The following is a 25,159-nucleotide window of genomic DNA, read 5'->3' as shown; positions in this document are numbered from 1 at the left end:
AGGGTGCGGTTAAAACCGCCTTTAACAGGAAGACGTGAATGACGAACGTAGTCGTAGTCGGTTCGCAATGGGGTGACGAAGGCAAAGGCAAGATTGTCGATTGGCTTTCGGAACGCGCCGATGTGATCGTGCGCTATCAGGGCGGACACAATGCGGGCCACACGCTGGTCATCGACGGTGTCAGCTACAAGCTTGCCCTTCTGCCATCTGGCCTCGTGCGCGGCAAACTCAGTGTCATCGGCAATGGCGTCGTCGTCGATCCCCATCATTTCGTCGCTGAAGTCGCGAAGCTGCGCGCGCAGGGTGTCAATGTAACGCCCGAGGTGCTGCGCATCGCTGACAACGCGCCGCTGATCCTGTCGCTGCACCGCGACCTCGACGGCTTCCGTGAAGACGCCGCCTCCAACAGCGGTACGAAGATTGGCACCACCCGCCGCGGCATCGGTCCGGCCTATGAAGACAAGGTCGGCCGCCGCGCGATCCGCGCCATCGACCTCGCCGACAAGGAAGCCCTGCCGGCCAAGATCGACCGTCTGCTGACGCACCACAATGCGCTGCGCCGCGGCCTCGGCCTGCCGGAGATTTCGGTTGAATCGCTCGAGAAAGAGCTGAACGACGTCGCCGATCAGGTTCTGCCTTATGTCGACCAGGTCTGGCGCATCCTCGATGACCAGCGCAAGGCTGGCGCCCGCATCCTGTTTGAAGGTGCGCAGGGCGCGCTGCTCGACAACGACCATGGCACCTATCCGTTCGTCACCTCGTCGAACACCGTTGCCGGTCAGGCTGCCGCTGGTTCGGGTCTCGGCCCGACGGCAATCGGTTATGTTCTCGGCATCACCAAAGCTTACACGACGCGTGTGGGCGAAGGTCCGTTCCCGTGCGAACTAAACGACGACGTCGGCAAGCATCTTTCGACCGTCGGTCGCGAAGTTGGCGTCAATACCGGTCGTCCGCGCCGTTGCGGCTGGTTCGATTCGGTTCTGGTCCGCCAGACGGTGAAGACATCGGGTATCACCGGCATCGCGTTGACCAAGCTCGACGTTCTCGATGGTCTCGACGAACTGAAGATCTGCGTCGCCTACAAGCTTGACGGCAAGGAGATCGATTATCTTCCCGCAAGCCAGGCTGCCCAGGCGCGTGTCGAGCCTGTCTACATTACGCTCGAAGGCTGGAAAGAATCGACCGTTGGAGCCCGTAGCTGGGCTGATCTGCCGGCGCAGGCGATCAAGTATGTGCGCCAGGTCGAAGAACTTATCGGAGCGCCCGTCGCTCTCCTGTCTACAAGTCCTGAGCGAGACGACACCATACTTGTGACCGATCCGTTTGAGGACTAAGGTCGCGGGTCATTATTTTGTGTGGTTTGGTTAACAAACCACACTCTTTGAGAAAGTACGAATGGCGGATTTTATCGCAGTTATCCGGCGGGCGGTTGACGGCCTGACCGACAACACTCCCGAGATGCGGGTGAAGGTCTACGAGCGCGCTCGCGGTGCCGTTCAGCGGCAGCTCGAGAACATGAAGCCGCGTCCGCCGGAAGCGATGCTGCAACGGCAGCTTGAAAAGCTCGAAGCAGCGATCCGCGAAGTAGAGGCCGAGCATGCCGTGGCATTGCCGGCCGAGGACGACATCTCGGACGTCGAGCTCGCGCTGGAGATCCCGGCAGAGCCGATCGACGAGGCCGAGCCAGAACCCGCGGCAGCCGCGCCCGTCGCAGAGGTAGCCCCGGTCGAAGAGCCGGTTCATGAACAGCAGGCGGCGTACGAAGAGCCTCGCTACGAGGAGCGTGCTGCAGCTTTGGCGGCTCCTGCCTACGAGGAACCGGTTTATGAAGAGCCGGTCGCGCATGAAGAGCCCGCACCGCACGTCGAGGAGCCGGTTCAGTATCACGAAGAACCGGCGCAGCACTATCATGAGGCTCCCGCCGACGAGGTGGTCGAGGCTCAAGAAGCGATAGCGGCCGAGGAAGTCTACACGCCCCCAGTCCACGAGGAGGCGCCTCAGGCCTGGCACGAAGCGGAGCCGTCCTTTGCGGCTGAGCCCGAGCCGGTCGAGCCTTGGCAGGCACCCCATCACGACGATGTCGTCGAGAAAGAGCCCTATCAGGAGTTCTCGCCGGAGCCGGCGGTCGAGCCCCATATCGAGCCAGCTTATGAACCGGCGCCGCAGCCGGTGGCACGTGATTTCGACCTGAGCAACCGGCTCGTCGAACCTGTGCATGTCTTCGAGCAGCAAACGGCGGAATTCGTCGAGCATGTTCGCGAAGAACCGATTCATGCTGATACCGCCGCGCATTTCGACCCGGTATGGTCCGAACATGCCGAGGAAGTCCCGGAGCCGGTCAGAAGAGACGAGCCGACTGACTGGGCGCTTGAGGAGCTCCGCCAGTTTTCGGAGAAATCACCCGTCGCGCCGGCAAACGACGCAGCGCGGGCCTTCGAAGATGTGATTGCCGGGATCGAGCATCCGCCTGAGCCCACGAAGATGCCTGCTGCAAACGAGGGCTTCTCCTGGGAAGCGGCTGCGTTCGACGACCTGCCGCCGCTCGACAGCGGTAAGAAGGAGCAGATCAGCGCCCATTTCGATGATGGCGATCTGTTCTCCGAGGTTCACGGCACTTCGGCTGCGAAGCCCGCGCCGGCGGCCAACGATGCCTGGCAGGAGGCAACCCAGCTTCGCGGTTATGACAACCGCGGCGTGGTTGCCGAAGACGACGATGGCATTTCGTCGAGCGATGTCGACAACGCCATCGCGTCGAAGTTCCAAGGCAAGAATTTCCGCATGGAGCCGAAGCGCCGTCGTTTCGGCATCGGCTCGATCGTCACGATCCTGATCGCGCTCGGCGTTGTGGGTGGAGGCGGCTATGCTGCCTGGACCAACCAGGCCGCTCTGACCGAAATGGTCAAGGGTCTTGTCAGCGCTGCGCCGTCGCAGACAGCCAAGACCGAAACGGCACCCGCAAAGCCCGATCCGGCGACGCCTGCATCGCAAGCCGGCGATCCGGCCGCAGCGAACCCGCCGCAGAAGGAAGTCGCGTCGTTGAACGACGGCTCTTCCGTCAGCAGCAAGTTCACGCAGAGACTGAATGCCGACGGCACCGAAACGGATGCCGGCCCGGCGGCTGCCCCCGGCACTCAGGTCGCCGAAGGAAAGTCTGTCGCCGAGCAGAACGTGGCCGCATCCGATGCTCCCCCACCGGTCTCAGGCGGCACACAACCGGTTGCAGCGCCAACGCCGGGAACGGCGTCCGCCGCAACGCCGACTGCCGACTCGACCACGCCGGCAGCGACCGCGCCGGTTGGCTCCAGCGAAAAAATGTTCCTCTACGAGGAGCGCATTGGTCAGAGTTCGCCGACAGCCATCCAGGGGTCGGTCGTCTGGAGCCTTCAGCACGAGGCTGGGCAGGATGGCAAGCAGGATGCCGTCGTTCGTGGAATGGTCACCGTTCCCGAGCGTAATCTGAGCGCGCAGCTGACCTTCAAGCGCAATTCCGATCCGTCGCTGCCGGCGAGCCATATCGTCGAGATCGTCTTCTCGCTGCCGCCGAACTTCGAAGGCGGCGCCATCGATGGCGTTCAGCGCATTTCGATGAAGCGGACGGAGCAGGATCGAGGCGACGCTTTGATTGCGGTTCCGGCCAAGATTACCGACGATTTCCACATGATCGCGCTGAACGATTATCCGGATGCACGCAAGGCGAACCTCGATCTTCTGTCCAATCGTGATTGGCTTGATATCCCGATTACCTACCGCAACGGCCGCCGTGCCCTGCTGACGATGCAGAAGGGGACGACCGGCGCCGAGGCGTTTACCGCGGCGATCAAGGAATGGGCCGCTTCGGGCGACGTTTCCACCAGCCAGTAAACCGAACTGGACACAACGATCAAAGAAAAGGGCGGGTCATGGACCCGCCCTTTTTGTTGGGAAATAAACCGTGATTATGCGGTTGCTTCAACCACGCGCACGGCCTTGGCTCGTTCGAGCGCTTCCTTGCGCACGGCGTCCTGAACCTTCTCAAAGGCCCGGACTTCGATCTGCCGCACGCGCTCGCGGCTGATATCGAACTCCGTCGACAGATCCTCGAGCGTCACCGGATCTTCAGCAAGGCGGCGTGCCTCGAAGATGCGGCGTTCGCGGTCGTTCAGCACGCTCATGGCCTTGGCCAGCATGCGGCGGCGCGTATCGAGCTCGTCCTGTTCGATCAGAACAGCTTCCTGGCTGTCGTGATCGTCGACCAGCCAATCCTGCCACTGACCGGAGTCGCCTTCGGAGGCCTTGATCGGTGCGTTCAACGAGGCGTCGCCGGAAAGGCGACGGTTCATCGAAACCACCTCTTCCTCGGAGACCTTCAGCTTGGTCGCGATCTCGGTCACGTGCTCAGGCTTCAGATCGCCTTCATCGATAGCCTGGATGCGGCCCTTGAGGCGGCGCAGGTTGAAGAAGAGACGCTTCTGATTGGCGGTGGTACCCATCTTAACGAGCGACCACGAACGCAGGATATATTCCTGGATCGAAGCCTTGATCCACCACATCGCGTAGGTTGCCAGACGGAAACCGCGTTCGGGATCGAATTTCTTCACGGCCTGCATGAGGCCGACGTTGCCTTCCGACACGACTTCGCCGATTGGCAGGCCATAGCCACGGTAGCCCATGGCAATCTTCGCCACGAGGCGCAGATGGCTGGTGACGAGCTTATGCGCAGCTTCGCGATCGCCATGCTCAGAGTAGCGCTTGGCGAGCATATATTCTTCCTGCGGTTCCAGCATCGGGAACTTGCGGATTTCGTCGAGATAACGATTGAGACCGGCTTCACCGGCCGTAATGGACGGCAAACTATTTCGGGCCATGGATTGCACCCTCCTATCTGAATTCCGGCTCCCGCTCGGACGCGTCCCTGCGTCTTCAAGGCAAACCGGGAACGTGCGGCTTGGGAAGCCCGCACGAAGTCAGTGTAGAGATAAGTATGGCGAAACAGTAGTTCAAGGCCGCCGTTCACTTCACGTTCTTGTGACGGCTGACCCGTTGCAGACAGGCCCGTTACAGCTCGGCGTCCCTGAGCGCCTCGGTCAGTGCCACCATGTCGTCGGGCAGGGGAACTTCGAAGCGCATGAGTTCGCCGGTGCGCGGATGTTCGAACTGCAGCATGTAGGCGTGCAGGGCCTGACGTCCGAAGCTGTTGACCGCCTTCTTGGCGGCATCCGGCAGCAGGTTGGCCTTAGTCTTGAAATGCGCGCCGTAAACCATGTCGCCGAGCAGCGGGTGGCCGATATGGGCCATGTGGACGCGGATCTGATGGGTCCGGCCGGTCTCCAGGTGGCATTCGACCAGCGACGCCAGAGATAGCGAGTCTGGGGTTTCGTGGAAGCGCTCGATCACCTCGTAGTGGGTGATCGCCTCGTCGGCATCGGCGGTGCCAGGGCGCTTGACGGCGCGGCGGGTGCGGTCGCCGGTGTCGCGGCCGAGGGGGGCGTTGATACTGCCGGTCAGCGTGCGCGGACGGCCCCAGACGACGGCCTGGTAGGCGCGCTCGATGGGCATGGTGCGGCCGTGGTCGGCAAACTGGGCGGAGAGATGGCGGTGAGCCACGTCGTTCTTGGCGACGACCATGACACCGGTCGTGTCCTTGTCGAGGCGGTGAACGATGCCGGGGCGGCGGACGCCGCCGATGCCGGAAAGGCTGTCGCCGCAATGGTAGATCAGGGCGTTGACCAGCGTGCCGGTCCAGTTGCCGGCAGCGGGGTGCACAACCATGCCCGTGGGCTTCGAGATGACGATCAAGTCATCGTCCTCGTAGAGAATGTCGAGCGGGATATTCTCGCCCTTCGGCGTCTGATCTTCAGGCTCTGGAAGATTGATCTCGAAGATGTCGCCCGGGCGCACCTTCTTTTGCGGATCGGCAACGACGGCGCCCTTGGACGATACCTGACCGTCCTTGATCAGCACCTTCACGCGGCTGCGGGAGAATTCTTCACCAAGCTGCGCGGTCATCCACGCGTCGAGCCGCCCTTCCGCGTTCTCATCGGCCGTCAGGACTTTCATAATGCCGGATGCTTGTTTAAAGGGGTCACTCAAGACGCTTCTTCTCCGAAGTATTTTATAAGAATGGAACGCCAATAATGACGAAAATCCAGCCAGAAGACGATCAGGAAGAGAAACCCCTCGATCCGGCGATGGAAAGTGTCCGGCGCAAGATGATCCGCCTGCAGATCGTCTCGGGCATCATCATGTTCGTGAGCCTTATGGCGGTCTTCGGTGCGGTTGTCTACAAGACGATGCGCGCTCCGGCGAAGGATGCGGCAGCAGTGACATCGGCAGGCGTGCCCTCCGATGCGCCGGTGTCGGTGACGGCTACGCTTCCGCCCGGCTTCGTGATCCAGTCCTCTTCGCTTTCCGCTGGCCAGATCCTGTTTTTCGGCACGACGGCTGAAGGTGTGATGAAGGCCTTGGTGTTCGATATCAAAGCCGGCCGTATCGTGGCGGACGTGACGATCAACGGCGGCTGAGTGCGATGACCTCGCGGCTCATCACCATCGAGAGTGCCGATGACCCACGCATTGCGGAGTTCCGCGACATTCGCGAACGCGACCTGACCGGGCGAGAAAGCCGCTTTATCGCCGAAGGCACTGTGGTTCTCAGGATGCTGGCGGCCGCGCATGGCGGGGAGGGCGACTTTGAGGCGGAGAAGGTTCTCCTGCTTCGAAATCGCGTAGATGGCGTGTCCTCGATCCTTGACGGGTTGCCCGGAACTGTCCCGGTCTATGTCGCCGAGGCGGAGGTGCTCGATCGTATCGTCGGTTTTCATCTGCACCGCGGGGTACTAGCGCTTGGTCGCCGGAAGCCTGCCGCAGCGGACCTGATCGAGCGCCTGCCAGCGCGAGCTCTGGTGCTGGTTGGTTGCGGCATTTCAAACCACGACAATGCCGGCTCGATGTTCCGCAACGCCGCGGCGTTCAAGGCAGATGCGATCTTCCTGGACGAGACGTCCTGCGATCCGCTCTATCGCAAGGCGCTGCGCGTCTCTGTCGGGTCGGTGCTGACCGTGCCTTACCAGCGTGGCGGCGATGCCGTTGACGTGCTGACACGGCTCGCGGAGCAGGGCTTTGCGATCTGGACGCTTTCGCCGCGCGGCGAAACGGATATCCGAGAGATACCGGCCTCCGATCGCATGGCCTTGGTTGTCGGGACCGAAGGCGAGGGGCTGCCGGAGGCGGTACTGTCGCGCTTCCGCACGGCACGCATTCCGCAATCGGAAGGGCTGGACAGCCTCAACGTGGCTATGGCGACGGGTATTGCCCTGTTTGCGATGTCGTCCGCCGCGGGCCTGATCTGAGATCAGCCCGGTTCGGAAAGGATCGTTGCCGCGCGCTGGGCGAGGTCCAGACGTTCGCCTTCACGTGGCTCGGCCGGCTCGGGCAGGAGGTCGCGGATCGGGGAAGATGGGCCTTCGTTCAGGGCCGTCAACGCCACCATGTTCGCCGCGATCGCCGCGATCTCTTCGCGGATCGGGCCGTCATTGCCTGTGTTGGTCTTCGCCTTCAGGAGGCTTTCGGAAACGGCGGCACTTCTTGCGCGAACCTCCTCAGCAAGACGTGCAGCAACGGCGGCTGTGTCGAGTTCAGATGGCATCGCGCTCTCCGGCGGTTGCTTTTCAGAGACCAGTTCTGTGGTCACGGTGGCGAGACCTGCATTGCGCAGCGCACGGTTGGCTTTGCGCAGATCCGCGTTTACGGCTTTCACCTGTTCCTTAAGCTTGGCAATGTCCTGCTGTCGGCGTCCGAGCAGCGTCGTCTTCTCCGACAGCGCAGCGGCATCGCGTGCCGCCCTGTCTTCAAAGCGGATGACGGTATGCTCCTGCTGGGATAGCTTCTGCTCGGCCTCTTTGGCGCGCTTCTGAAGCAGGCTGGCGTCCTGACGGAGATTGTCGCGCTCGATGCGAAGCGCGCCCGACTTGAATGTCAGGCTTTCGATCTGGGTGTCGCGGGCGGCCATATCGATCTTGAGATTGTCCGCCTGTTCGGCCAGCTTGTTCAGCCGCGTCCGCAGCGCATCCAACTCCCCATCCTTGGCAGCACCCGCCTGTTCGGCAATATGCAGGCTGGTCTTCAGCTGGCTGATATAGTTCTCGTCCTTGCGCAGATGGGAGCGAAGCTCGGCCGCCTCGACGCTCATGTCGCCGATCTGCGCCTGAAGGGCACTGATCTCGGATGCAAACTTGCCGGCGTCTAGGGCGACCGAGTCATGCTTCAGCTGCAGCGACAGGGACTTCTCGCGCTCGCGGACGAGGTCCTGCGTGGTGCGAGCATTCTCGGCGGCATAAAGGGCACGCACCATGTCCTTCTGGGCGCGGACTTCCTGCGGGCTTAACGGCATGGTCGCCCGCATCCGGTTCTCGGTGTACCAAACGATGCGTCGATGGATTGCGGGCGATACCAGAAAGGCGAGGAACGCCGCGGTCAGGAAACCCAATCCGAACAACAGAGCATATTCGATCACGGCGTTGCCACTGCTTCCAGGAATTGATTTGCGTCAGTGCTAATCATTAAGCGGACGACCGGCATAGAGCAAGTGGCGGAAAGGCGACGCTCCACGAGAGTTCGTCGCCTCCTGACGATCAGAAGGGGTTCCAGGTCGGATTCGGCGTAACCTTGAGGTAGCCAACGTTCAGGCCGAGGCGGGCGCCGACACCGGTACGGATCGGAACGACGAGCACGTTGTTGTTCTTGAGCAGTGTCATCCCGAAGCCGGCGATCACGAAAGCCTGGCCGCTGACACCGCCGAACCGGGCGTAGATCGCGTCGGTGGAGGGAAGGTCGTAAACCAGCATCATCACGCGCGTGCCTTGGCCGCCGTAGTCGATGCCGAGGGAGGGGCCCTGCCAGTAGAGCGGGTGCTCGCCGGCGTTCTTGGTGTTCAGCTGCCCTTCGCCGTAGGTGAGACCGGCTATGAATGCACCGGATCCTTCCTGGCCAAGGATGTAGCCATTGGGCAAGCCGTACTTCTGGAAGGCAGCCTCGACGACCTTGGCAAGGCCGCCGCTCGTCGAGCCGAAGAACGAGTGACCGGCGTCAACGATCTCCTGCATCGTGTACTGGCTGCTGTTGGCCTCTTGCGCTGATGCCTGCGTCGAGGCAAGCATCGCCAGCGGAAGAGTCAACGCAACGAATAACCGGCAGAAGGCGGTCAGTCTTCCGAAGATTTGAGGGCGCATGGGTGTCATCCGTTCATCATGGTCGGTTCGGTAGGCCGTTTCCGGCGTTTCATTCATTTTGCGCGGATGGTCTTAACAATCGGTTTACCAAATATGGTGTCATTATGGCGCCGAATACGCGCGCAAACTTCGTGCAATTTTGATGACGCAAGATATACGGCGAAATGAGCCTATCGCCCTCAGGAGACGATGATGTCGAAGAATCCCAACCTTACTCTGACAGGGCCCGATCTGGCAGCATTGCTGTGCAGCCGGGTTTGCCATGACGTGATCTCTCCCGTCGGAGCCATCAACAATGGCCTGGAACTGCTTGACGAGGGCGGAGCCGATGCGGATGCGATGGATCTTATTCGTACAAGTGCGCTGAATGCTTCGGTTCGCCTCAAGTTCGCGCGGCTTGCCTTCGGCGCCTCGGGCTCCGTCGGTGCCTCGATCGATACCGGCGAGGCCGAGCGGGCCGCCAAGGACTTCGCCGCTGCTGAAAAGAAGACCGAGGTCACCTGGACCGGTCCACGTGCCATCATCGCGAAGAACCGCGTCAAGCTCCTGCTGAACCTGTTTCTGGTTGCCTATTCGTCGATCCCGCGCGGCGGCTCGCTTGAAATCACACTGGAAAATCCGGAATTCGACGCAAAGTTCAAGATCGTTGCCAAGGGCAAGCTGATGCGTCTGCCGCCGAAGTTCGTGGAAATTTCCACGCGCGAGATCGAGGAAGCCGTCGATGCCCACTCGATTCAGCCTTACTACACAGTGCTTCTGGCCGAAGAATGCGGCATGGAGCTGGGCCACAGCGCGACTGCGGAAGAGATTGTTTTCACCGCCGAAGTACCGGCTGCCTGATGCGCTTCGGCGCATCATTTGCAGCGCCGAAGTAACAATTCCTTAGCCTAATGTTTCTATCGTCGGCTGATATAACGCCCGATACCACAAAAATTGGGCGAAGGAGCAGCTATGCAGAGATTCATGATCACTGACGCATCTGACGTTGTTCGCAAGGTCGGGAGGCGCATTCTCTCAGAGCTCGATTTTCTTGTCAGCGAAGCATCCAATGTAAGCGAAGCGCTGTCCCGCTGCGGGGCAGAGCTCCCGGACTACGTGATCGTCGATTCGGGCATGGACGGCGCCCTGGAGCTGATTGCGGGGATCCGCGCCATGGAAGGCGGCAAAGAGGTAAAGATCTACTACTGCGTGATCGAGGCCGACCTCAAGAAACTGATGATGGGCAAGCGGGCAGGGGCCACGGATTTCCTGCTGAAGCCGTTCGACCGGAAGATCCTGACCGCAGTCTTCGGCAATCGCGCCGTCGCCGCATAACCGATCGACAAATCCAATCCTGAGCCGAGCCGCTTGTTTCAAGCGGCTTTTTTAGTTGCCCTACCGACAAAAAAATCCCGCCGAAACGGCGGGATTCTTGTTGCTCGATGGCAAAGGGGCGGACGCGTCAGGCGGTTTCGGCGTATTCGGCGCCATCCGGCTCGCGCAGCACGTAGCCACGGCCCCAGACAGTCTCGATGTAATTGGCGCCGCCGGCTGCATTTGCGAGCTTCTTGCGCAGCTTGCAGATGAAAACGTCGATGATCTTCAGTTCAGGCTCGTCCATGCCGCCGTAGAGGTGGTTCAGGAACATTTCCTTGGTGAGCGTGGTGCCCTTGCGGAGCGAAAGCAGCTCCAGCATCTGGTATTCCTTGCCCGTCAGGTGCACGCGCTGGCCGCCGACTTCGACGGTCTTGGCGTCGAGGTTGACGATCAGTTCGCCGGTCATGATGACCGACTGGGCATGGCCCTTGGAACGACGGACGATCGCATGAATGCGCGCGACCAGTTCGTCCTTGTGGAACGGCTTGGTCATGTAGTCGTCGGCACCGAAGCCGAGACCGCGAACCTTGTCTTCAATACCGGCCATGCCGGAGAGAATCAGGATCGGTGTTTTGACCTTGGACAGACGGAGAGTGCGCAGCACTTCATATCCGGACATGTCTGGAAGGTTGAGATCAAGGAGGATGATATCATAATCATACAACTTGCCGAGATCGACGCCCTCTTCACCTAGATCGGTGGTGTAGACGTTGAAACTTTCTGATTTGAGCATCAGTTCGATGCTCTGCGCTGTCGCGCTATCATCTTCGATGAGTAGTACCCGCATTCTTATCCCCTTTACCGCCGCCGAAAGGTGGTCTGGCCCCTACGCGATACCGAACATGTCACTGCGTGATTTGGAAGCTGCCACGAAATGGTTAACAAATTCTGATTCACTCTGGCAAGAGGTAACGAATTTATTAAATATTTTACCCATTACGCTGTTTTCCAACGAGAATCCGCAAAGCTCACTCCTCAACTGTTACATTAAGAAGGGCCGGTAAGCGATTCATTCGACTCACCAATGAAACAGGCCGGAAATCGCGTAGTTGTGTTTACCGACCCTTAAATCATCGGCACTATCATTAACGATGCCCGTAAACGAAAGGTTACCAGCGGTAGGTTTTTGTTAACACCGAGGGAAATTTTTTGGGCAGGCCGTGTCAAAGCGGCTCGCAGGGGCGGTTTCAAGTGGAGCCGGGGTCTCGCATCACTGGAGTAATGCGTATGAAGTCGCGTGAGAGCCTAACTCGCCTGAAAGAGTTTCAGGTGAATGAAAAACGTCGTCAACTGCAGCAATTGCAGATGATGATGTCCGAATTTGACCGGATGACGAAGGATCTGGAGAGCCAGATCGTCGTCGAGGAAAAGAAGTCCGGCATTTCCGACCCGAATCACTTCGCCTATCCGACCTTCGCAAAGGCAGCACGCCAGCGCGCGGACAATCTTCAGGTTTCGATCAAGGAACTGAGGATGCAGGAAGAGGCTTTGGAGCAATCGCTCGAAGAGATGCAGGCGGAATATGCACGTGCTGCCGCGCTTGAAGAGCGCGACGGTGCAATCCGGGCACGGGCCTAAGCCAGGGTGACAGGCGCCTGACGGCGCCAGGGTGTCATCTCATAAAAGCCATGCATGGTGGGCGTGCTGCCCGTCATACATGGCTTTTGGCGTTTTTTGATTCGTCAGTTGACGACGTCGCGCCATTCTTCGTGGCGCTGCGACTGGGCCTTGAAGAAGGGGCACAGCGGGAAAATCTTCCAGCCGCCCTTTCTGGCTTCTTCCACGGCATGCAATGCCAATGCTTGGCCAACACCCTTGCCACGCAGAGCATCAGGAACGCCGGTGTGATCGATGATCACGAGTTTCGGTGATGTCCGGGAATAGGTCATCTCAGCCTGATGACCGTCGAGTTCGGCGACGTATCTGCCGCCCGATGCATTTTCTTCGTTGGTGATTTTCACTGCCATATTCCTCTCGACTGTGTCGATCGGCAAATTGGCATGGCGCCGCGTTTCCGCAAAGCTGCCTGAAGGAGACGCACTGTTCGCTGAAAGGGGCAGGGGACGTGGAGACGGCGACGGCGTTCATCCTTTCCCTGAACCATTGCTTGCCCGGCCTTGGGCCGAGTGGTCTTTGTGGACCTCGGCCGAGCTGAAGCATCGATTCAATGAATTGGCGACGATAGTGCCTGCAGTATATCAATGACTTCGGGCCGGCGTCAGATCCCTACTAGGGATGTGCGTTCGGCCCGAAAAATTACGATAGGCTTCAAAAATTGATCAATGGCGGTACTGCTGGATGCGCGTCGTGCGCAAACCGGCCAGACCGTGGCTATTAATGGATGACTGCCAGGAGAGGAACTCTTCCACAGTCAGCGTGTAACGTTCGCAGGCTTCTTCCAAGCTCAGCAGGCCACCGCGCACCGCGGCGACAACCTCTGCCTTGCGACGGATTACCCAGCGCCGGGTATTCGGCGGCGGAAGATCCGCAATCGTCAGCGGGCTGCCATCGGGGCCGATGACATATTTCACTCGGGGACGTATCATTTCGGTCATTGGACTCTCTACACAACTCAAGACCACGAGAGCCACTCTAGCTTGTCACATTTAAAAATTGCCTAAGCACAAAGTAAGACTTTGATAACAACTTTAAGCGCCAACCTTTGTCGAGGCGATTTGGGGACCCGACACGCCTCCCGTTAGGTAAACTTGTACTCAGCGCATAGGAGCCATGCGCAATGGTTATTGTTTAATTGATCTCCATCAATTTATAAGCACTGCAACATAAATGCGCTGCTAGACCCTCGTCTCCGTTCTTCTCATCTTGTCCGGAATGACCGCGGCTACCGCTTCGCCTCTTGGCGATCCGGGCGTGTCTGCTTTTCCGGTACTCGAAATCCCCTTGTTTTGGAGAGAAGCTCGAGTCGGAGCCGGCCGCCAAGGGACGAAAATCAATGAGGAAACATGTGCGCGCCGTCCGTGACGGCGTGGAGGATACTGTTTTTCCGCATTCGGACAGGGTGCCGAAAACTCCAGCATCAATGATTGGTGAGCGCCTTGGTGAAATGGCGCGACGTACAGGCCACAGCTACTATCTGCTGGCTGCGTTTCCGCGCGGCGACCGCGCCGGTTTTGCGGTCAACTGTCTTGCTACGAATTGGCCGCAAGAGATCATCGACTTTTACGAAGATGCAGATCTTTTCTATTGTTGCAAGCTCGTGAACCGGCTGAAGCGATCGGTCATGCCGGTTTTCTGCGACAAGGCGCCGTTCGAGAGCACGGCGGCGAACCAGGAAAACCCTGGGCTTGTGAAACTCTTCAGAACGCACGGATTGAAGAACACGTTCGCGTTCACACTGCATGACGCCGATCTCAGACAGTATATTTTTGCCTTCTCCGGGGATCGGGCCAAAGCCAGCCGCGACGAAGCGATGGCGCAAGTTTTCCTCGCGATGGAATTTCTGGAAATGTTTTCCCAGGACTATCCTGTGGAGCGCCCGTCCGAGAGCCTCAGCAATCGCGAGATCGAATGTCTGCGTTGGTCGGCGGCGGGCAAGAGCAGCGAAGAGATCGCGATCATCCTGGATCTCTCCTCCCACACGGTCGTCGGCTATCTGAAAAGCGCGATGCGCAAACTGGATTCGGTCAATCGAATGCAGGCCGTCGCTCGCGCCTTTCGCTATCGGTTGCTTTAGCTCTATAGCATGATCACCAAGAGTTCGGTCTTTGCCGGGCCGAACTCGTAGAGCGCCGAGCCGGTGTGTAGAATCGCCAGCCAGTCACCCTCATCGAGCCAGGCGACGGTGGCAACCGATTGTTGCGCAGGATTGGCCGAGGCGGCTCCTTCGGCAGAGCCCAAGACCGTGACGCCATTCTTCTCGATCGAGGCCACGTGTCCTGAGGACGACAGGGTCCTGAGACCAAGCGACAGCAGATAGAAGCCGCTTGCCGGGACGAGCAATCGACTGCCGGCACCCGAGGAAACCGCCGCTCCCAGCGCAAATCCACTTTGAAGGACCGGCATGTCATCAAAGCCGCTCCTGCTGCCCGTTGCGGGCGTCGCGGTGCCTGCGGATCTCGAAGTCCGCACGATCGGACGCGCCGGCGTTCTTACGACACCGCCTTGCGAGACATGCAGCGCCGTCTGCCAGTCGGTGCCGTTGTTGCTGATCTTGATGGAGAATTCGTCGTTGCCGGCGAGCCCCATTTCGGCACGGCCGGACCATGCTGTCTGGAAGAGCAGGGATCCGGTGTCGGAAACGGCTGCCTTGTTGACCTTCAGCTGGTGACCGCTCCCGACGTGGCTGAAGAGGCTTGCCTCGGCGGCGACAGACAATCGATTGACCGCGTCCGGCGTCGCATTGATGCCAATCATTGGCACTGAGCCATCGCCGGCAAAGGGCACGGTATTCCAAGCCGCGCCGTCGTAAGAGCGCAGCTGTCCCGATGCGGTGAAGAATCCGCACCACCCGGCCTTCGGGCTCAGATACAGCCAAGCGCCATCCTGCCACACGGCAAGCATTCCACTCTTTCCGGTCCAGATGCCGCTTGCGCCCGCCGCAACTAGGTAGCATGCGCCCTCCACTGCGTCTTCGGGTGGTGCTGCTGATTCGCCCGTGATCGTCAGCTGGACAAGCGCGTCGAGGCGTTGGAGCGCCTCGTTGTGGGTTACGTGCTTCTGCGCCTGCGAGGGCAGGATGAAAGGCAAGGCGAGATTGGCGGTCTGTTCGGACACGATAGGCGGCTCCCGATTTCGCCGCGCATATTGCCGGCGTGGTTCATCGCCGCAATGCTAGGAGCCTCGCCGTAGGGGAGTATGAAAACGTCAGCGTGTGCTTGATTTCTCTCGATGTTTTTCGGTTCTCATGCCCGCTCCACGACACTCTTTCCACCCCAGGAGATGAAGTTCGGGTTTGCGAAATCGGTGTCGTGGCTCTGGCCGATCTTGCCATAGGTCAACGGCAGGCCATCGAGTGTGACGGTGGTGCCGCCCGCTGCGCGCAAGACGGCGTCTCCCGCCGCGGTGTCCCACTCCATCGTGCGCGTGAAGCGTGGGTAGACATCGGCTTCCCCTTCCGCCAGGAGGCAGAACTTCAAGGACGAGCCAATGTTGGTGCAGTCCGAGATCGATTGCTCGGCCAGGAAATGGGCGGTCTGCGGGCTGTCGTGAGACCTGCTCGCGAGCGCCGTGCGCCTGGCTGGCTGGGCACGCACGCCGATGTCGTGCCTGCGTGCGACCTGAAAGCCATCGTCGACGTATAGCTTCTCGGCCCGGGCGCCTTCGCCACAGAAGGCTATGCCGAGGGCAGGGGCAAAGACGATCCCGGCAACCGGTTTGCCATCGACGATATAGGCGATGTTGACGGTAAATTCGCGCCGTTTGTCGACGAACTCGCGCGTGCCGTCCAGCGGATCGACGAGAAAGAACGACGTGCCGATGGCGGGAACGATGCCGCCGGCGACCGATTCTTCGGCGATGATGGGGATATCAGGGAAGTCACGCTGCAGGTGTGAGATGATGATTCGCTCGGCCTTCTCATCGGCGATGGTGACTGGACTGTTGTCCGCCTTCTTCGCGGCAGGACAGCCGTCGAGAAAGATCGTCATGATCACCTTGCCCGCTTCGATGGCGGCGCGTTCGAATGTCTCGAGCATGGCTCGCCTTCCGAATGACCTGTCTTATGCAACCAATGTCGGAATAGACACCGGGCACAGCGAATTCAATACTTACGCCTGTCTATCATTTGTTGCGCCAACAGGCAGCGGCGCGCGGCCGATTCTTCGTCGCCCTGGTATGTCGATATATAAGCGATCCAAAGGAGGATTGCAGGTGCCACCCGTGACCTCGAAGATGCCCCGAAACTGGTGTCGGCAGATGCTATCGCTCGCCCTTTACCGGTACTTTTTAGGGGCTTCGTCTCAGTGTCATACAGCGCAATGTGGTCAAAAGAGGTGTTTTTAATCAGGTGGCGTTGAAAAAATCGACTTTTTGGACGCAAAAAAGTCATTTTCACCAAAACGGCAAAGAACTTTGGAGCATTGTGATTTTGCACTTCCCTTTTGGTTCGAAAGCAGTATGAAATCTTTAATCAAGGGCTTAATAAGGGCTCTAATAACAAGAGATGCAGGTTGATCTGGTCTGCATCCAGGGGAAATGACATATGGAATATTTTGTCCAGCAGCTCGTTAACGGGCTGACTCTTGGATCCATCTATGGCCTTGTGGCTATCGGCTATACGATGGTTTACGGCATTATCGGCATGATCAATTTCGCCCATGGCGACATCTTCATGCTCGGCGGATTTGCCGGACTTATCGTCTTTCTCGTCCTCACATCGATGTTTGCTGGCCTGCCGGTTGCCGTGTTGCTCCTCGCCATGCTTCTCGTCGCGATGCTGATGACGAGCTTGTGGAATTGGACGATCGAGCGTGTGGCTTATCGTCCGCTGCGCGGCTCCTTTCGCCTGGCGCCGCTGATTACCGCGATCGGCATGTCGATCACGCTGTCCAACTTCATTCAGGTCACCCAGGGTCCGCGCAACAAGCCGATCCCGCCACTGGTCAGCAGCGTCTACAACATCGCCGGCATCTCGATTTCGCTGAAGCAAATCGTCATCATCGTTATCACGGCGGTGCTGCTCACGGTGTTCTGGTATCTTGTGAACCGTACGGCTCTCGGGCGCGCTCAGCGTGCAACGGAGCAGGATCGCAAGATGGCGGCACTGCTCGGCGTCAATGTGGACCAGACGATCTCGGTTACCTTCATCATGGGCGCTGCACTCGCTGCTGTCGCCGGCACGATGTATCTGATGTATTATGGGGTGGTGAACTTCAACGACGGCTTCGTGCCGGGCGTCAAGGCCTTTACCGCAGCTGTTCTGGGCGGCATCGGCTCCCTGCCGGGCGCAGTCCTCGGCGGTCTGATGATCGGGCTCATCGAGTCCCTTTGGTCAGCCTACTTCACCATCGCATACAAGGATGTGGCGACATTCGCCATCCTCGCTTTCGTGCTGATCTTCAAGCCGACAGGTATCCTGGGCCGGCCGGAAGTCGAGAAGGTTTAACGTCATGGCAAATGTTGAAAACTCCCCTGGCAAGCCCGTATCCGGACTTGTCCAGAAGGGTATTAAAGAAGCTCTGTTCGCTGCTGTCATCTCGTTCGGCATGTTCGTGCTGTATGTCGGCCTCAAAAGCGATCAGAACATCAACAACGAACTGATCATCGTTCAACGATGGGGACTGCTCGCCGTCTTCGTGGCGATCGCCGCGATTGGCCGGTTCCTGATCGTTGTCTTCCTGCGGCCGCATCTCGATGCGCGCAAGCTCGCGAAAGCACGCCGCGGCGAGTTGGACATCTCGACGGATAAGGGCTTTTTTCACACGCACTTCCTGAAGATCGCGCTTGTGGCGCTGCTGCTCTATCCGATGGTGATCGTGGCGCTGGTCGGCGCCCAAGGTTCGCTCAAGTGGGTGGACAACTTCGGCATCCAGATCCTGATCTACGTGATGCTTGCCTGGGGCCTGAACATCGTGGTCGGTCTCGCCGGTCTGCTCGACCTCGGTTACGTCGCCTTCTACGCGGTGGGTGCCTATTCCTACGCGCTCCTGTCGAGCTACTTCGGTCTGTCGTTCTGGCTGCTGCTGCCGATGTCCGGTATCCTGGCCGCTCTGTGGGGCGTCATTCTCGGCTTCCCGGTGCTTCGCCTGCGCGGTGACTATCTGGCCATCGTCACGCTTGCCTTCGGTGAAATCATTCGTCTCGTCATCATCAACTGGACGGATCTGACGAAGGGCACGTTCGGTATCTCGGGCATTCCGAAGGCGACGCTGTTCGGTATTCCCTTCGATGCCAGCCCGCATGGCTTCGCCAAGCTTTTCCACCTGCCGATCTCGTCGGCTTACTACAAGATCTTCCTCTTCTACCTCATCCTGGCATTGTGCCTGCTCACCGCCTACGTGACGATCCGTCTTCGCCGTATGCCGATCGGTCGTGCCTGGGAAGCGCTGCGTGAAGACGAAATCGCTTGCCGCTCGCTCGGTATCAATACTGTCACGACGAAGCTGACAGCATTCGCAACCGGCGCCATGTTCGGCGGCTTTGCGGGCTCCTTCTTCGCTGCACGCCAGGGCTTCGTGTCGCCTGAATCCTTCGTCTTCCTGGAATCGGCCGTGATCCTTGCCATCGTCGTTCTCGGCGGCATGGGTTCGCTGACCGGGATCGCGATCGCCGCCATCGTCATGGTGGGTGGTACGGAAGCACTGCGCGAAATGGACTTCCTGAAGGTGATCTTCGGACCTGACTTCACGCCGGAACTCTACCGCATGCTGCTCTTCGGTCTGGCGATGGTCGTCGTCATGCTGATCAAGCCGCGCGGCTTCGTGGGCTCGCGTGAACCAACGGCCTTCCTCAAGGAGCGCAAGACCGTTTCCGGAAGCTTTACCAAGGAGGGCCACGGTTGATGAGCCCCCAGGAAACCAACATGACCAGCGATACCCTGCTCAAGGTCGAGCACCTGTCGATGAAGTTCGGTGGCCTGATGGCGATCAACGACTTCTCGTTCGAAGCCAAGCGCGGCGATATCACCGCGCTGATCGGGCCGAACGGCGCCGGCAAGACCACCGTGTTCAACTGCATCACCGGCTTCTACAAGCCGACGATGGGCATGATCACCATGCAGCAGAAAAGCGGCAAGGAGTTCCTGCTCGAACGCCTGCCCGACTTCCGCATCACCAAGGAAGCCAAGGTCGCCCGTACATTCCAGAACATCCGCCTGTTCTCCGGCTTGACGGTTCTGGAAAATCTGCTGGTTGCGCAGCACAACAAGCTGATGAAGGCGTCCGGGTACACCGTTCTTGGTTTGCTCGGGATCGGGCCTTATCGCGCGGAAGCGAAAAATGCGATCGAGCTTGCTCGTCATTGGCTTGAGAAGGCAGATCTGATCGATCGTGCCGACGATCCTGCTGGCGACCTGCCATATGGTGCACAACGCCGTCTGGAGATCGCCCGCGCCATGTGCACGGGGCCGGAACTGCTGTGCCTTGACGAGCCCGCCGCCGGCCTCAACCCGCGTGAATCCGCAGCATTGAATACGCTGCTGCGCAGCATCCGTGCCGAGAGCGGCACATCTATTCTGCTGATTGAACACGACATGTCCGTCGTCATGGAGATTTCGGACCACGTTGTGGTTCTGGAGTATGGCCAGAAGATTTCTGACGGTACGCCTGATCAAGTGAAGAATGATCCGAGGGTCATCGCGGCCTATCTCGGTGTCGAGGACGAGGAAGTGGAACAAGTGATTGCAGCCGTCGAGAACCTCGAAGGAGGCTCAAACTGATGACCGGTCAGCCACTTCTGAAAGTTCAGGGCGTTGAAACCTACTACGGCAACATTCGCGCGCTCGCAGGCATCGACGTCGAAGTCAACCAGGGCGAAATCGTCAGCCTGATCGGCGCCAACGGCGCCGGCAAGTCGACGCTGATGATGACGATCTGCGGCAGCCCGCAGGCGCGTACCGGCGCGATCATCTTCGAGGGCCGCGACATCACCAAAATGCCGACGCACGAGATTGCCCGGTTGCGCATCGCGCAGTCGCCGGAAGGTCGTCGCATCTTCCCGCGCATGACCGTCATGGAAAATCTCCAGATGGGTGCCGGCCTCGATAACCTCAAATACTTCAAGGAAGACGTCGAGAAGATCTTCACGATGTTCCCGCGTCTCAAGGAGCGCCAGACGCAGCGCGGTGGTACACTGTCGGGTGGCGAGCAGCAGATGCTGTCGATCGGCCGCGCGCTGATGGCCCGCCCGAAGCTGCTGCTGCTCGACGAACCCTCGCTCGGTCTGGCTCCGCTGATCGTCAAGGGTATTTTCGAGGCGATCAAGGCGCTCAACAAGCAGGACGGGCTGACCGTCTTCCTCGTCGAGCAGAACGCCTTTGCCGCACTGAAGCTGTCCGACCGCGCTTATGTCATGGTCAACGGCAAGGTGACCATGTCGGGCTCCGGACAGGAGCTGCTGGCAAACCCCGAAGTCCGCGCCGCCTATCTCGAAGGCGGACGGCATTGAGCATGACGAAGAGGAGACTTTGATATGCAGGGACTTTTCTTTGAAGGCGATACCGGCGTGCGCAGCGTCATTCGGCTTTTCGTCGTGCTGATCGGTTTCTGGACCGCCTGGCGTGCGGGCAGGGCTGCAGCGGAAAGCTGGAGCAACTACCCGCTGGTCATCGCCTACACATTGCTGCTGGGATTTGCGATGCAGTTTCTGCATCACGCGCTCTTCGATGGGCCGTTCCTCAGCCTCTTCTACTACGTCATCGACGTAGTTCTTCTCTTGATCTTCTCGACGGCCGGCTATCGCTATCGCCGGACCAACCAGATGGTCAATAACTACTACTGGCTCTACGAAAAGACGTCCCCCTTCTCCTGGAAGGCAAAACATTGACAGCCGGTTGAATCTAGGGACAGATTGCCCCTCGGAGTGGAACAAGTTTCCTTGCGCAGTAAAGTGGGTAATGCGCTGGGTAGTGGAACAGAACCCGCTAAAAAATTGGGAGTAACAAATGAAGAAGTCTCTTCTTTCGGCAGTAGCCCTGACGGCGATGGTCGCCTTCAGCGGCAACGCTTGGGCCGACGTTATCGTTGCTGTGGCCGGCCCGCTGACTGGACCTAACGCTGCGTTTGGTGCTCAGCTCCAGAAGGGTGCCGAACAGGCTGCCGCAGACATCAACGCTGCTGGTGGCATCAACGGCGAGCAGATCAAGATCGTGCTCGGCGACGACGTTTCCGACCCGAAGCAGGGTATCTCGGTTGCGAACAAGTTCGCTGCTGACGGCGTGAAGTTCGTTATCGGCCACTTCAACTCGGGTGTTTCGATCCCGGCTTCGGAAGTCTACGCTGAAAACGGCATTCTCGAAATCACCCCGGCTGCTACGAACCCGAAGTTCACCGAGCGCGGCCTGTGGAACACCTTCCGTACTTGCGGTCGTGACGACCAGCAGGGCGCGATTGCCGGCAAGTATCTGGCTGACCACTTCAAGGACGCCAAGATCGCTGTCGTTCACGACAAGACGCCTTACGGCCAGGGCCTCGCAGATGAAACCAAGAAGGCCATGAATGCCGCTGGTATCACCGAAGTCATGTACGAAGGCATCAACGTCGGTGACAAGGACTTCTCGGCCCTCATCGCCAAGATGAAGGAAGCCGGCGTCTCGATCATCTACTGGGGTGGTCTGCACACCGAAGCTGGTCTGATCATCCGTCAGGCTGCCGACCAGGGGCTGAAGGCTACGCTCGTATCGGGTGACGGTATCGTTTCGAACGAACTGGCATCGATCGCTGGCGATGCAGTCGCCGGTACGCTGAACACGTTCGGTCCCGATCCGACCCTGAACCCCGACAACAAGGACCTCGTTGCCAAGTTCAAGGCAGCTGGCTTCAACCCGGAAGCCTACACGCTGTACTCCTACGCTGCCCTCCAGACGATCGCTGAAGCTGCCAAGGCAGCCGCTTCGACCGACGCTGAAGCCGTAGCTGCAGCGATGAAGGCAAAGGGTCCGTTCAAGACCGTTCTCGGCGAAATGTCTTTCGACGAAAAGGGTGACCCGAAGCTTCCTGGCTACATCATGTACGAATGGAAGAAGGGTGCGGACGGCAAGTTCGGCTACTTCCCGCAGGACGCGAAGTAAGAACGCCTGTTCCTACCACTTTGGAAGCCCGGTCTCGCACCGGGCTTCTTTCGTTTTTGGCGGCGATGCGAACCGCCGGCCATTGACTGGCCTTGCGATTGAGGATGATCCAGTTAGGATCGCCCGCGAATTCAACAGGTTGCCGTACTCGAAATTTCTCCGAGCGACACGGCCGCAGAAGATATGGATACGCCATGCCTCGCCCCAAAATTCTCGTCACCCGGCGCTGGCCGTCAGCAGTCGAAGCGGTGCTTTCCGAGCGTTTCGATGTGACCTTCAATACCGGCGATCTGCCGATGTCGGCCGAGGCGATCGCCGACGCGCTGCACAGCCACGACGGCGTGCTTCCGACCGTGTCCGACAAGCTGCCCGCCTCGGTTTTCGAAGGGGAGACGCGCGCGAGGATCCTCGGCAATTTCGGGGTCGGCTACAATCACATCGACATTGCTGCCGCAAAAGCCAAGGGCATTGTGGTCACCAATACGCCCGGCGTGCTCACCGACTGTACGGCGGATATCGCCATGCTCCTGCTCCTCACGATTGCTCGTCGTGGCGGTGAAGGAGAGCGGCAGGTTCGCGGCGGTGAATGGAAGGGATGGTGCCCGACGCATATGATCGGCACCAAGGTCACAGGCAAGACGGTCGGCATCATCGGCTTCGGTCGTATCGGCAAGGCATTCGCGCAGCGGTGCCATTTCGGTTTCGGCATGGATGTCGTCTTCTACAATCGCTCGGTGGTCGATCCCGCGGAGGCGGCTCGCTACGGCGCGCGCCAGCTGCCGACGGTCGAGGATGTTCTGGCCATGTCCGATTTCGTCTCTCTGCATTGCCCCGGCGGCGCGGAGAACCGCCACCTCATGAACGCCGCCCGGCTGGCCGCCATGAAGCCCGGTGCATACCTGATCAATACGGCCCGGGGCGACGTGGTTGACGAGACTGCGCTCATCGCCGCTCTGCAAGCAGGCATCATTCGCGGCGCTGGCCTCGATGTCTACGAGGCGGAGCCGCATGTGCCCGAGAGCCTGCGTGGCATGGAGAATGTCGTTTTGCTGCCGCATCTCGGCAGCGCCACCGAGGAAACCCGCAATGCAATGGGAATGAAGGTGGTGGACAATATCACCGCCTTCTTCGAGGGCAGGGAGCCGCCGGACCGGGTGGCGTGATAAGCCACTATCGCTCGGCGTTGACCGCTCTCTGTGCGGCTGATGGACCACGCGGCTTTGCCTCGAGGCCGAACAGCAGGCGTGCCCGCCCGGGGATGAGATCGACGGCGAGGGCGAACAGGCCGGAGATCACGAACGTGGCAGCGGCGACGATCATGAAGCTGGGCACGGCGGCAAGGCCGAGTGGCAGCACGTAATAAAGGGCCCCGACGATCACTGTCTGGTGGATGATGTAGAGCGGGAAGACCAGTCGATTGGCCGTCACCAGCCGCGCGTCCGGCTGGTTGAAGTGGCGGGCGGCGAAGCCGATCAGCGTCAGGATCATCGACCAGGCGAGCACGAAGATCGCGGCCTTGAACAGCGGCGTTTCATTGGCGTAGCTGCCGATCGCCTGCTCGGCGGGCGGCATCCAGGCGAAGACGTAGAGGAATATCGTGGCAAAGAGCGCGATGGCGGCGCTGACAAAGCGTTTCGCGATAATCAGCTCGATCAGGCTGCGGTGATTGCGGGCGATGAGGAAGCCGAGACCGAACCAGCTTGCCCAGACCGCGAACCATGCGCCGTCATTGTAGAGCGCGTTGGTTTCCTTGGGATAGAACGGCGTCAGAGCGAGGTTGAGCAGCAGCGGCAGCAGGAAAAACAAGTAGATGGCACCCGTCTTCGCGACACGCTCGAACCAGGCCATGATCGCGTTTCCGGGCCGGCTGAGATAGAGAAAGATCGGGTAGCAGATCACCGACATGACAAGCAGATAGGCGACGAACCACATGTGCGCCCAGGTGAAATTGCCTGTCGGGTAGCGGCCTTCGGTGAAATAGCGCGTCAGCCAGAATGTCAGCAGCGAGCCTTCATAGCCGGTCTCATACATGCGCTCGTACCAGACCTGCGGCACGACGAGGACGGCCATGGCGAAGAGAAGGGGCACGAGCAGGCGAATGGTGCGCTTGCGCAGGAAGGCGAGGCTGGAATCCGAGCGGAACGAGAAGGCAGCCCCCATGCCGGAGACGAAGAATAGCAGTGCCAGCCGCCAGGCGCGCGGGAATTCCATGATCAGTGATAGCGTGGGACTTGTCCGATCGCTATGGATCAGCCAGCCCATGTCGGTGAAGAAGGCCGCCGAGGAGTGATAGAGGATCAGGATCGCGAAGGCGGAAATCCGCAGCCGATCCACATAGTAAAGCCTGTCCTTCATGACCTGCCGGATATAATCTTGATGCCATGCCCACCGAGAGGCATGCCCAATCTACCGCGCGAGGCTTTAAGAATGTCTGTTCGTGCCAGGCAAAGTGCGGTGCGCTAGATTTCCAGTTCGAAGAGTAGCTCGTTGTCCTGCTCGCCAATCAATTGCCATCCGGCCCTGCGATAGACACGTTCCGCCCGTGTCCCGGGGTCGGTCGTCAGCCATATGCGGGTGAAGCCGGCATCCTTGAGGGGTCCCGCAAGCCCTATAGAGCAGCGCGCGCCCGATACCACGACCGGCAGCCGCGTTATCGACGAACAGAGCCCAGACGTAGCCGTTGCGTGGGTCGGCTGCGGAAAAGCCGCTAATGTCGCCGCCCTCTTGCCATACCCATAATCCGGGGTTGGCAATGAACCACCGGATATCCGCGATCGTCACCTTGGACGGATCGGAGAGCCGATTTTCCTGAACACTGGCCCGGATTTCGACGATACGCGGGATGTCTGCGTCGGTGGCTCTGCGGATCACGGTTGCCTCCAGCCCGTATTGCCTTGGCTATTTTTACCTGAGGA

The 25,159-nt window shown here is 59.6% G+C and carries 26 protein-coding genes; 15 read left to right on the top strand and 11 right to left on the bottom strand.

All coding sequences use genetic code 11. From position 1 onward, the window contains the following. Positions 1-38: 38 nt before the first annotated feature. Positions 39-1,334, top strand: coding sequence for an adenylosuccinate synthase (locus A6U87_RS10365; protein ID WP_065691183.1), 1,296 nt, complete (start codon positions 39-41; stop codon positions 1,332-1,334). A 61-nt stretch (positions 1,335-1,395) separates the two neighbouring features. After that, positions 1,396-3,861: a hypothetical protein gene (locus tag A6U87_RS10360; protein ID WP_065691182.1), complete on the top strand. Its 2,466-nt coding sequence runs from the start codon at positions 1,396-1,398 to the stop codon at positions 3,859-3,861. A 74-nt stretch (positions 3,862-3,935) separates the two neighbouring features. On the opposite strand, the gene rpoH is transcribed toward A6U87_RS10360, so the two are convergent. Together rpoH and A6U87_RS10350 are read right to left on the bottom strand one after the other, a co-directional pair. Further along, complete coding sequence (rpoH, locus tag A6U87_RS10355; protein ID WP_065691181.1) at positions 3,936-4,844, bottom strand: RNA polymerase sigma factor RpoH; 909 nt, start codon at positions 4,842-4,844, stop codon at positions 3,936-3,938. A 190-nt stretch (positions 4,845-5,034) separates the two neighbouring features. Beyond that, a complete protein-coding gene (locus A6U87_RS10350; protein ID WP_065691180.1) occupies positions 5,035-6,069 on the bottom strand; it encodes an RluA family pseudouridine synthase in 1,035 nt (344 codons plus the stop codon). A 44-nt stretch (positions 6,070-6,113) separates the two neighbouring features. On the opposite strand from A6U87_RS10350, the gene A6U87_RS10345 reads away from it, so the two are divergent. Next, positions 6,114-6,500: a hypothetical protein gene (locus A6U87_RS10345; RefSeq protein WP_065691179.1), complete on the top strand. Its 387-nt coding sequence runs from the start codon at positions 6,114-6,116 to the stop codon at positions 6,498-6,500. Between the two features lie 5 nt (positions 6,501-6,505). Next, positions 6,506-7,327, top strand: a complete 822-nt coding sequence (locus tag A6U87_RS10340; RefSeq protein WP_065691178.1) for an RNA methyltransferase — start codon at positions 6,506-6,508, stop codon at positions 7,325-7,327. Positions 7,328-7,329: 2 nt separating this feature from the next. Here the strand turns inward: A6U87_RS10340 and A6U87_RS10335 are convergent, their stop codons facing one another. Beyond that, the gene (locus A6U87_RS10335; RefSeq protein WP_065691177.1) at positions 7,330-8,490 is read right to left on the bottom strand and encodes a hypothetical protein; all 1,161 of its coding nucleotides are present in this window, start codon (positions 8,488-8,490) and stop codon (positions 7,330-7,332) included. Positions 8,491-8,608: 118 nt separating this feature from the next. After that, positions 8,609-9,133 (bottom strand): DUF1134 domain-containing protein, encoded by a 525-nt coding sequence (locus A6U87_RS10330; RefSeq protein WP_244499463.1) that lies wholly within the window; start codon positions 9,131-9,133, stop codon positions 8,609-8,611. Between the two features lie 261 nt (positions 9,134-9,394). Between A6U87_RS10330 and chpT the strand changes: the two genes are divergently transcribed. Both chpT and A6U87_RS10320 read left to right on the top strand, forming a co-directional pair. Next, complete coding sequence (gene chpT, locus A6U87_RS10325; RefSeq protein ID WP_198928693.1) at positions 9,395-10,045, top strand: histidine phosphotransferase ChpT; 651 nt, start codon at positions 9,395-9,397, stop codon at positions 10,043-10,045. A gap of 111 nt (positions 10,046-10,156) precedes the next feature. Continuing rightward, positions 10,157-10,519, top strand: coding sequence for a PleD family two-component system response regulator (locus A6U87_RS10320; protein ID WP_065691175.1), 363 nt, complete (start codon positions 10,157-10,159; stop codon positions 10,517-10,519). Between the two features lie 127 nt (positions 10,520-10,646). Here the strand turns inward: A6U87_RS10320 and ctrA are convergent, their stop codons facing one another. Next, a complete protein-coding gene (gene ctrA, locus A6U87_RS10315) occupies positions 10,647-11,348 on the bottom strand; it encodes a response regulator transcription factor CtrA (RefSeq protein WP_003542362.1) in 702 nt (233 codons plus the stop codon). Between the two features lie 440 nt (positions 11,349-11,788). Between ctrA and A6U87_RS10310 the strand changes: the two genes are divergently transcribed. Further along, entirely contained in the window at positions 11,789-12,139 is a 351-nt protein-coding gene (locus tag A6U87_RS10310; protein WP_065691174.1) for a flagellar export protein FliJ, read from the top strand. 104 nt (positions 12,140-12,243) lie between these two features. On the opposite strand, the gene A6U87_RS10305 is transcribed toward A6U87_RS10310, so the two are convergent. After that, positions 12,244-12,522: a GNAT family N-acetyltransferase gene (locus tag A6U87_RS10305; protein WP_065691242.1), complete on the bottom strand. Its 279-nt coding sequence runs from the start codon at positions 12,520-12,522 to the stop codon at positions 12,244-12,246. A 318-nt stretch (positions 12,523-12,840) separates the two neighbouring features. After that, on the bottom strand, positions 12,841-13,116 hold the full coding sequence (locus A6U87_RS10300; RefSeq protein WP_007533628.1) for a DUF1153 domain-containing protein: 276 nt from the start codon (positions 13,114-13,116) through the stop codon (positions 12,841-12,843). 398 nt (positions 13,117-13,514) lie between these two features. Here A6U87_RS10300 and A6U87_RS10295 point away from each other — a divergent pair, with 398 nt between their 5' ends. After that, entirely contained in the window at positions 13,515-14,255 is a 741-nt protein-coding gene (locus A6U87_RS10295; RefSeq protein WP_065691173.1) for a LuxR C-terminal-related transcriptional regulator, read from the top strand. A gap of 2 nt (positions 14,256-14,257) precedes the next feature. On the opposite strand, the gene A6U87_RS10290 is transcribed toward A6U87_RS10295, so the two are convergent. Both A6U87_RS10290 and cysQ read right to left on the bottom strand, forming a co-directional pair. Then, the gene (locus A6U87_RS10290) at positions 14,258-15,295 is read right to left on the bottom strand and encodes a DUF2793 domain-containing protein (RefSeq protein ID WP_065691172.1); all 1,038 of its coding nucleotides are present in this window, start codon (positions 15,293-15,295) and stop codon (positions 14,258-14,260) included. Between the two features lie 128 nt (positions 15,296-15,423). Continuing rightward, positions 15,424-16,215 (bottom strand): 3'(2'),5'-bisphosphate nucleotidase CysQ, encoded by a 792-nt coding sequence (cysQ, locus tag A6U87_RS10285; protein ID WP_065691171.1) that lies wholly within the window; start codon positions 16,213-16,215, stop codon positions 15,424-15,426. A gap of 506 nt (positions 16,216-16,721) precedes the next feature. On the opposite strand from cysQ, the gene A6U87_RS10280 reads away from it, so the two are divergent. The 7 genes from A6U87_RS10280 to A6U87_RS10250 all read left to right on the top strand — a co-directional run bounded on the left by A6U87_RS10280 (position 16,722) and on the right by A6U87_RS10250 (position 23,407). Then, positions 16,722-17,624, top strand: coding sequence for a branched-chain amino acid ABC transporter permease (locus A6U87_RS10280; protein ID WP_065691170.1), 903 nt, complete (start codon positions 16,722-16,724; stop codon positions 17,622-17,624). Positions 17,625-17,628: 4 nt separating this feature from the next. Further along, positions 17,629-19,020, top strand: a complete 1,392-nt coding sequence (gene livM / locus A6U87_RS10275) for a high-affinity branched-chain amino acid ABC transporter permease LivM (RefSeq protein ID WP_065691169.1) — start codon at positions 17,629-17,631, stop codon at positions 19,018-19,020. After that, positions 19,020-19,895, top strand: a complete 876-nt coding sequence (locus tag A6U87_RS10270) for an ABC transporter ATP-binding protein (protein WP_065691168.1) — start codon at positions 19,020-19,022, stop codon at positions 19,893-19,895. Before livM ends, A6U87_RS10270 begins: the two co-directional genes overlap by 1 nt. Further along, positions 19,895-20,623 carry an ABC transporter ATP-binding protein gene (locus A6U87_RS10265; protein WP_065691167.1) on the top strand — a complete coding sequence of 243 codons (729 nt, stop codon included), beginning with the start codon at positions 19,895-19,897 and terminating at the stop codon, positions 20,621-20,623. Before A6U87_RS10270 ends, A6U87_RS10265 begins: the two co-directional genes overlap by 1 nt. 24 nt (positions 20,624-20,647) lie before the next feature. Beyond that, complete coding sequence (locus A6U87_RS10260; protein ID WP_065691166.1) at positions 20,648-21,001, top strand: DUF6867 family protein; 354 nt, start codon at positions 20,648-20,650, stop codon at positions 20,999-21,001. Positions 21,002-21,119: 118 nt separating this feature from the next. Further along, on the top strand, positions 21,120-22,244 hold the full coding sequence (locus A6U87_RS10255; RefSeq protein ID WP_065691165.1) for a branched-chain amino acid ABC transporter substrate-binding protein: 1,125 nt from the start codon (positions 21,120-21,122) through the stop codon (positions 22,242-22,244). A 194-nt stretch (positions 22,245-22,438) separates the two neighbouring features. Then, entirely contained in the window at positions 22,439-23,407 is a 969-nt protein-coding gene (locus tag A6U87_RS10250) for a D-glycerate dehydrogenase (RefSeq protein WP_065691164.1), read from the top strand. Positions 23,408-23,414: 7 nt separating this feature from the next. On the opposite strand, the gene A6U87_RS10245 is transcribed toward A6U87_RS10250, so the two are convergent. Together A6U87_RS10245 and A6U87_RS29240 are read right to left on the bottom strand one after the other, a co-directional pair. Then, positions 23,415-24,599 (bottom strand): acyltransferase, encoded by a 1,185-nt coding sequence (locus A6U87_RS10245; protein ID WP_065691163.1) that lies wholly within the window; start codon positions 24,597-24,599, stop codon positions 23,415-23,417. A gap of 66 nt (positions 24,600-24,665) precedes the next feature. Further along, positions 24,666-25,025 carry a GNAT family N-acetyltransferase gene (locus A6U87_RS29240; RefSeq protein ID WP_244499462.1) on the bottom strand — a complete coding sequence of 120 codons (360 nt, stop codon included), beginning with the start codon at positions 25,023-25,025 and terminating at the stop codon, positions 24,666-24,668. Positions 25,026-25,159: the final 134 nt, after the last annotated feature.

This window comes from Rhizobium sp. AC44/96, assembly GCF_001692185.1.
Classification (GTDB): Bacteria; Pseudomonadota; Alphaproteobacteria; order Rhizobiales; family Rhizobiaceae; genus Rhizobium.
The sequence above is the reverse complement of the archived record's forward strand: the minus strand, read 5'-3'. Positions and strand labels throughout refer to the sequence as shown.

What these genes read in the sequence shown, in the direction of transcription:
- A6U87_RS10260 (WP_065691166.1), top strand. Translation starts at nt 20,648, where the DNA reads ATGCAGGGACTTTTCTTTGAAGGCGATACCGGCGTGCGCAGCGTCATT.
- ctrA (WP_003542362.1), bottom strand. Translation starts at nt 11,348, where the DNA reads ATGCGGGTACTACTCATCGAAGATGATAGCGCGACAGCGCAGAGCATC.
- A6U87_RS10320 (WP_065691175.1), top strand. Translation starts at nt 10,157, where the DNA reads ATGCAGAGATTCATGATCACTGACGCATCTGACGTTGTTCGCAAGGTC.
- A6U87_RS10330 (WP_244499463.1), bottom strand. Translation starts at nt 9,133, where the DNA reads ATGCTTGCCTCGACGCAGGCATCAGCGCAAGAGGCCAACAGCAGCCAG.
- A6U87_RS10365 (WP_065691183.1), top strand. Translation starts at nt 39, where the DNA reads ATGACGAACGTAGTCGTAGTCGGTTCGCAATGGGGTGACGAAGGCAAA.
- cysQ (WP_065691171.1), bottom strand. Translation starts at nt 16,215, where the DNA reads ATGCTCGAGACATTCGAACGCGCCGCCATCGAAGCGGGCAAGGTGATC.
- A6U87_RS10255 (WP_065691165.1), top strand. Translation starts at nt 21,120, where the DNA reads ATGAAGAAGTCTCTTCTTTCGGCAGTAGCCCTGACGGCGATGGTCGCC.
- A6U87_RS10300 (WP_007533628.1), bottom strand. Translation starts at nt 13,116, where the DNA reads ATGACCGAAATGATACGTCCCCGAGTGAAATATGTCATCGGCCCCGAT.
- livM (WP_065691169.1), top strand. Translation starts at nt 17,629, where the DNA reads ATGGCAAATGTTGAAAACTCCCCTGGCAAGCCCGTATCCGGACTTGTC.
- A6U87_RS10250 (WP_065691164.1), top strand. Translation starts at nt 22,439, where the DNA reads ATGCCTCGCCCCAAAATTCTCGTCACCCGGCGCTGGCCGTCAGCAGTC.
- chpT (WP_198928693.1), top strand. Translation starts at nt 9,395, where the DNA reads ATGATGTCGAAGAATCCCAACCTTACTCTGACAGGGCCCGATCTGGCA.
- A6U87_RS10245 (WP_065691163.1), bottom strand. Translation starts at nt 24,599, where the DNA reads ATGAAGGACAGGCTTTACTATGTGGATCGGCTGCGGATTTCCGCCTTC.
- A6U87_RS10345 (WP_065691179.1), top strand. Translation starts at nt 6,114, where the DNA reads ATGACGAAAATCCAGCCAGAAGACGATCAGGAAGAGAAACCCCTCGAT.
- A6U87_RS10295 (WP_065691173.1), top strand. Translation starts at nt 13,515, where the DNA reads ATGAGGAAACATGTGCGCGCCGTCCGTGACGGCGTGGAGGATACTGTT.
- A6U87_RS10310 (WP_065691174.1), top strand. Translation starts at nt 11,789, where the DNA reads ATGAAGTCGCGTGAGAGCCTAACTCGCCTGAAAGAGTTTCAGGTGAAT.
- A6U87_RS10265 (WP_065691167.1), top strand. Translation starts at nt 19,895, where the DNA reads ATGACCGGTCAGCCACTTCTGAAAGTTCAGGGCGTTGAAACCTACTAC.
- A6U87_RS10340 (WP_065691178.1), top strand. Translation starts at nt 6,506, where the DNA reads ATGACCTCGCGGCTCATCACCATCGAGAGTGCCGATGACCCACGCATT.
- rpoH (WP_065691181.1), bottom strand. Translation starts at nt 4,844, where the DNA reads ATGGCCCGAAATAGTTTGCCGTCCATTACGGCCGGTGAAGCCGGTCTC.
- A6U87_RS10360 (WP_065691182.1), top strand. Translation starts at nt 1,396, where the DNA reads ATGGCGGATTTTATCGCAGTTATCCGGCGGGCGGTTGACGGCCTGACC.
- A6U87_RS10270 (WP_065691168.1), top strand. Translation starts at nt 19,020, where the DNA reads ATGAGCCCCCAGGAAACCAACATGACCAGCGATACCCTGCTCAAGGTC.
- A6U87_RS10280 (WP_065691170.1), top strand. Translation starts at nt 16,722, where the DNA reads ATGGAATATTTTGTCCAGCAGCTCGTTAACGGGCTGACTCTTGGATCC.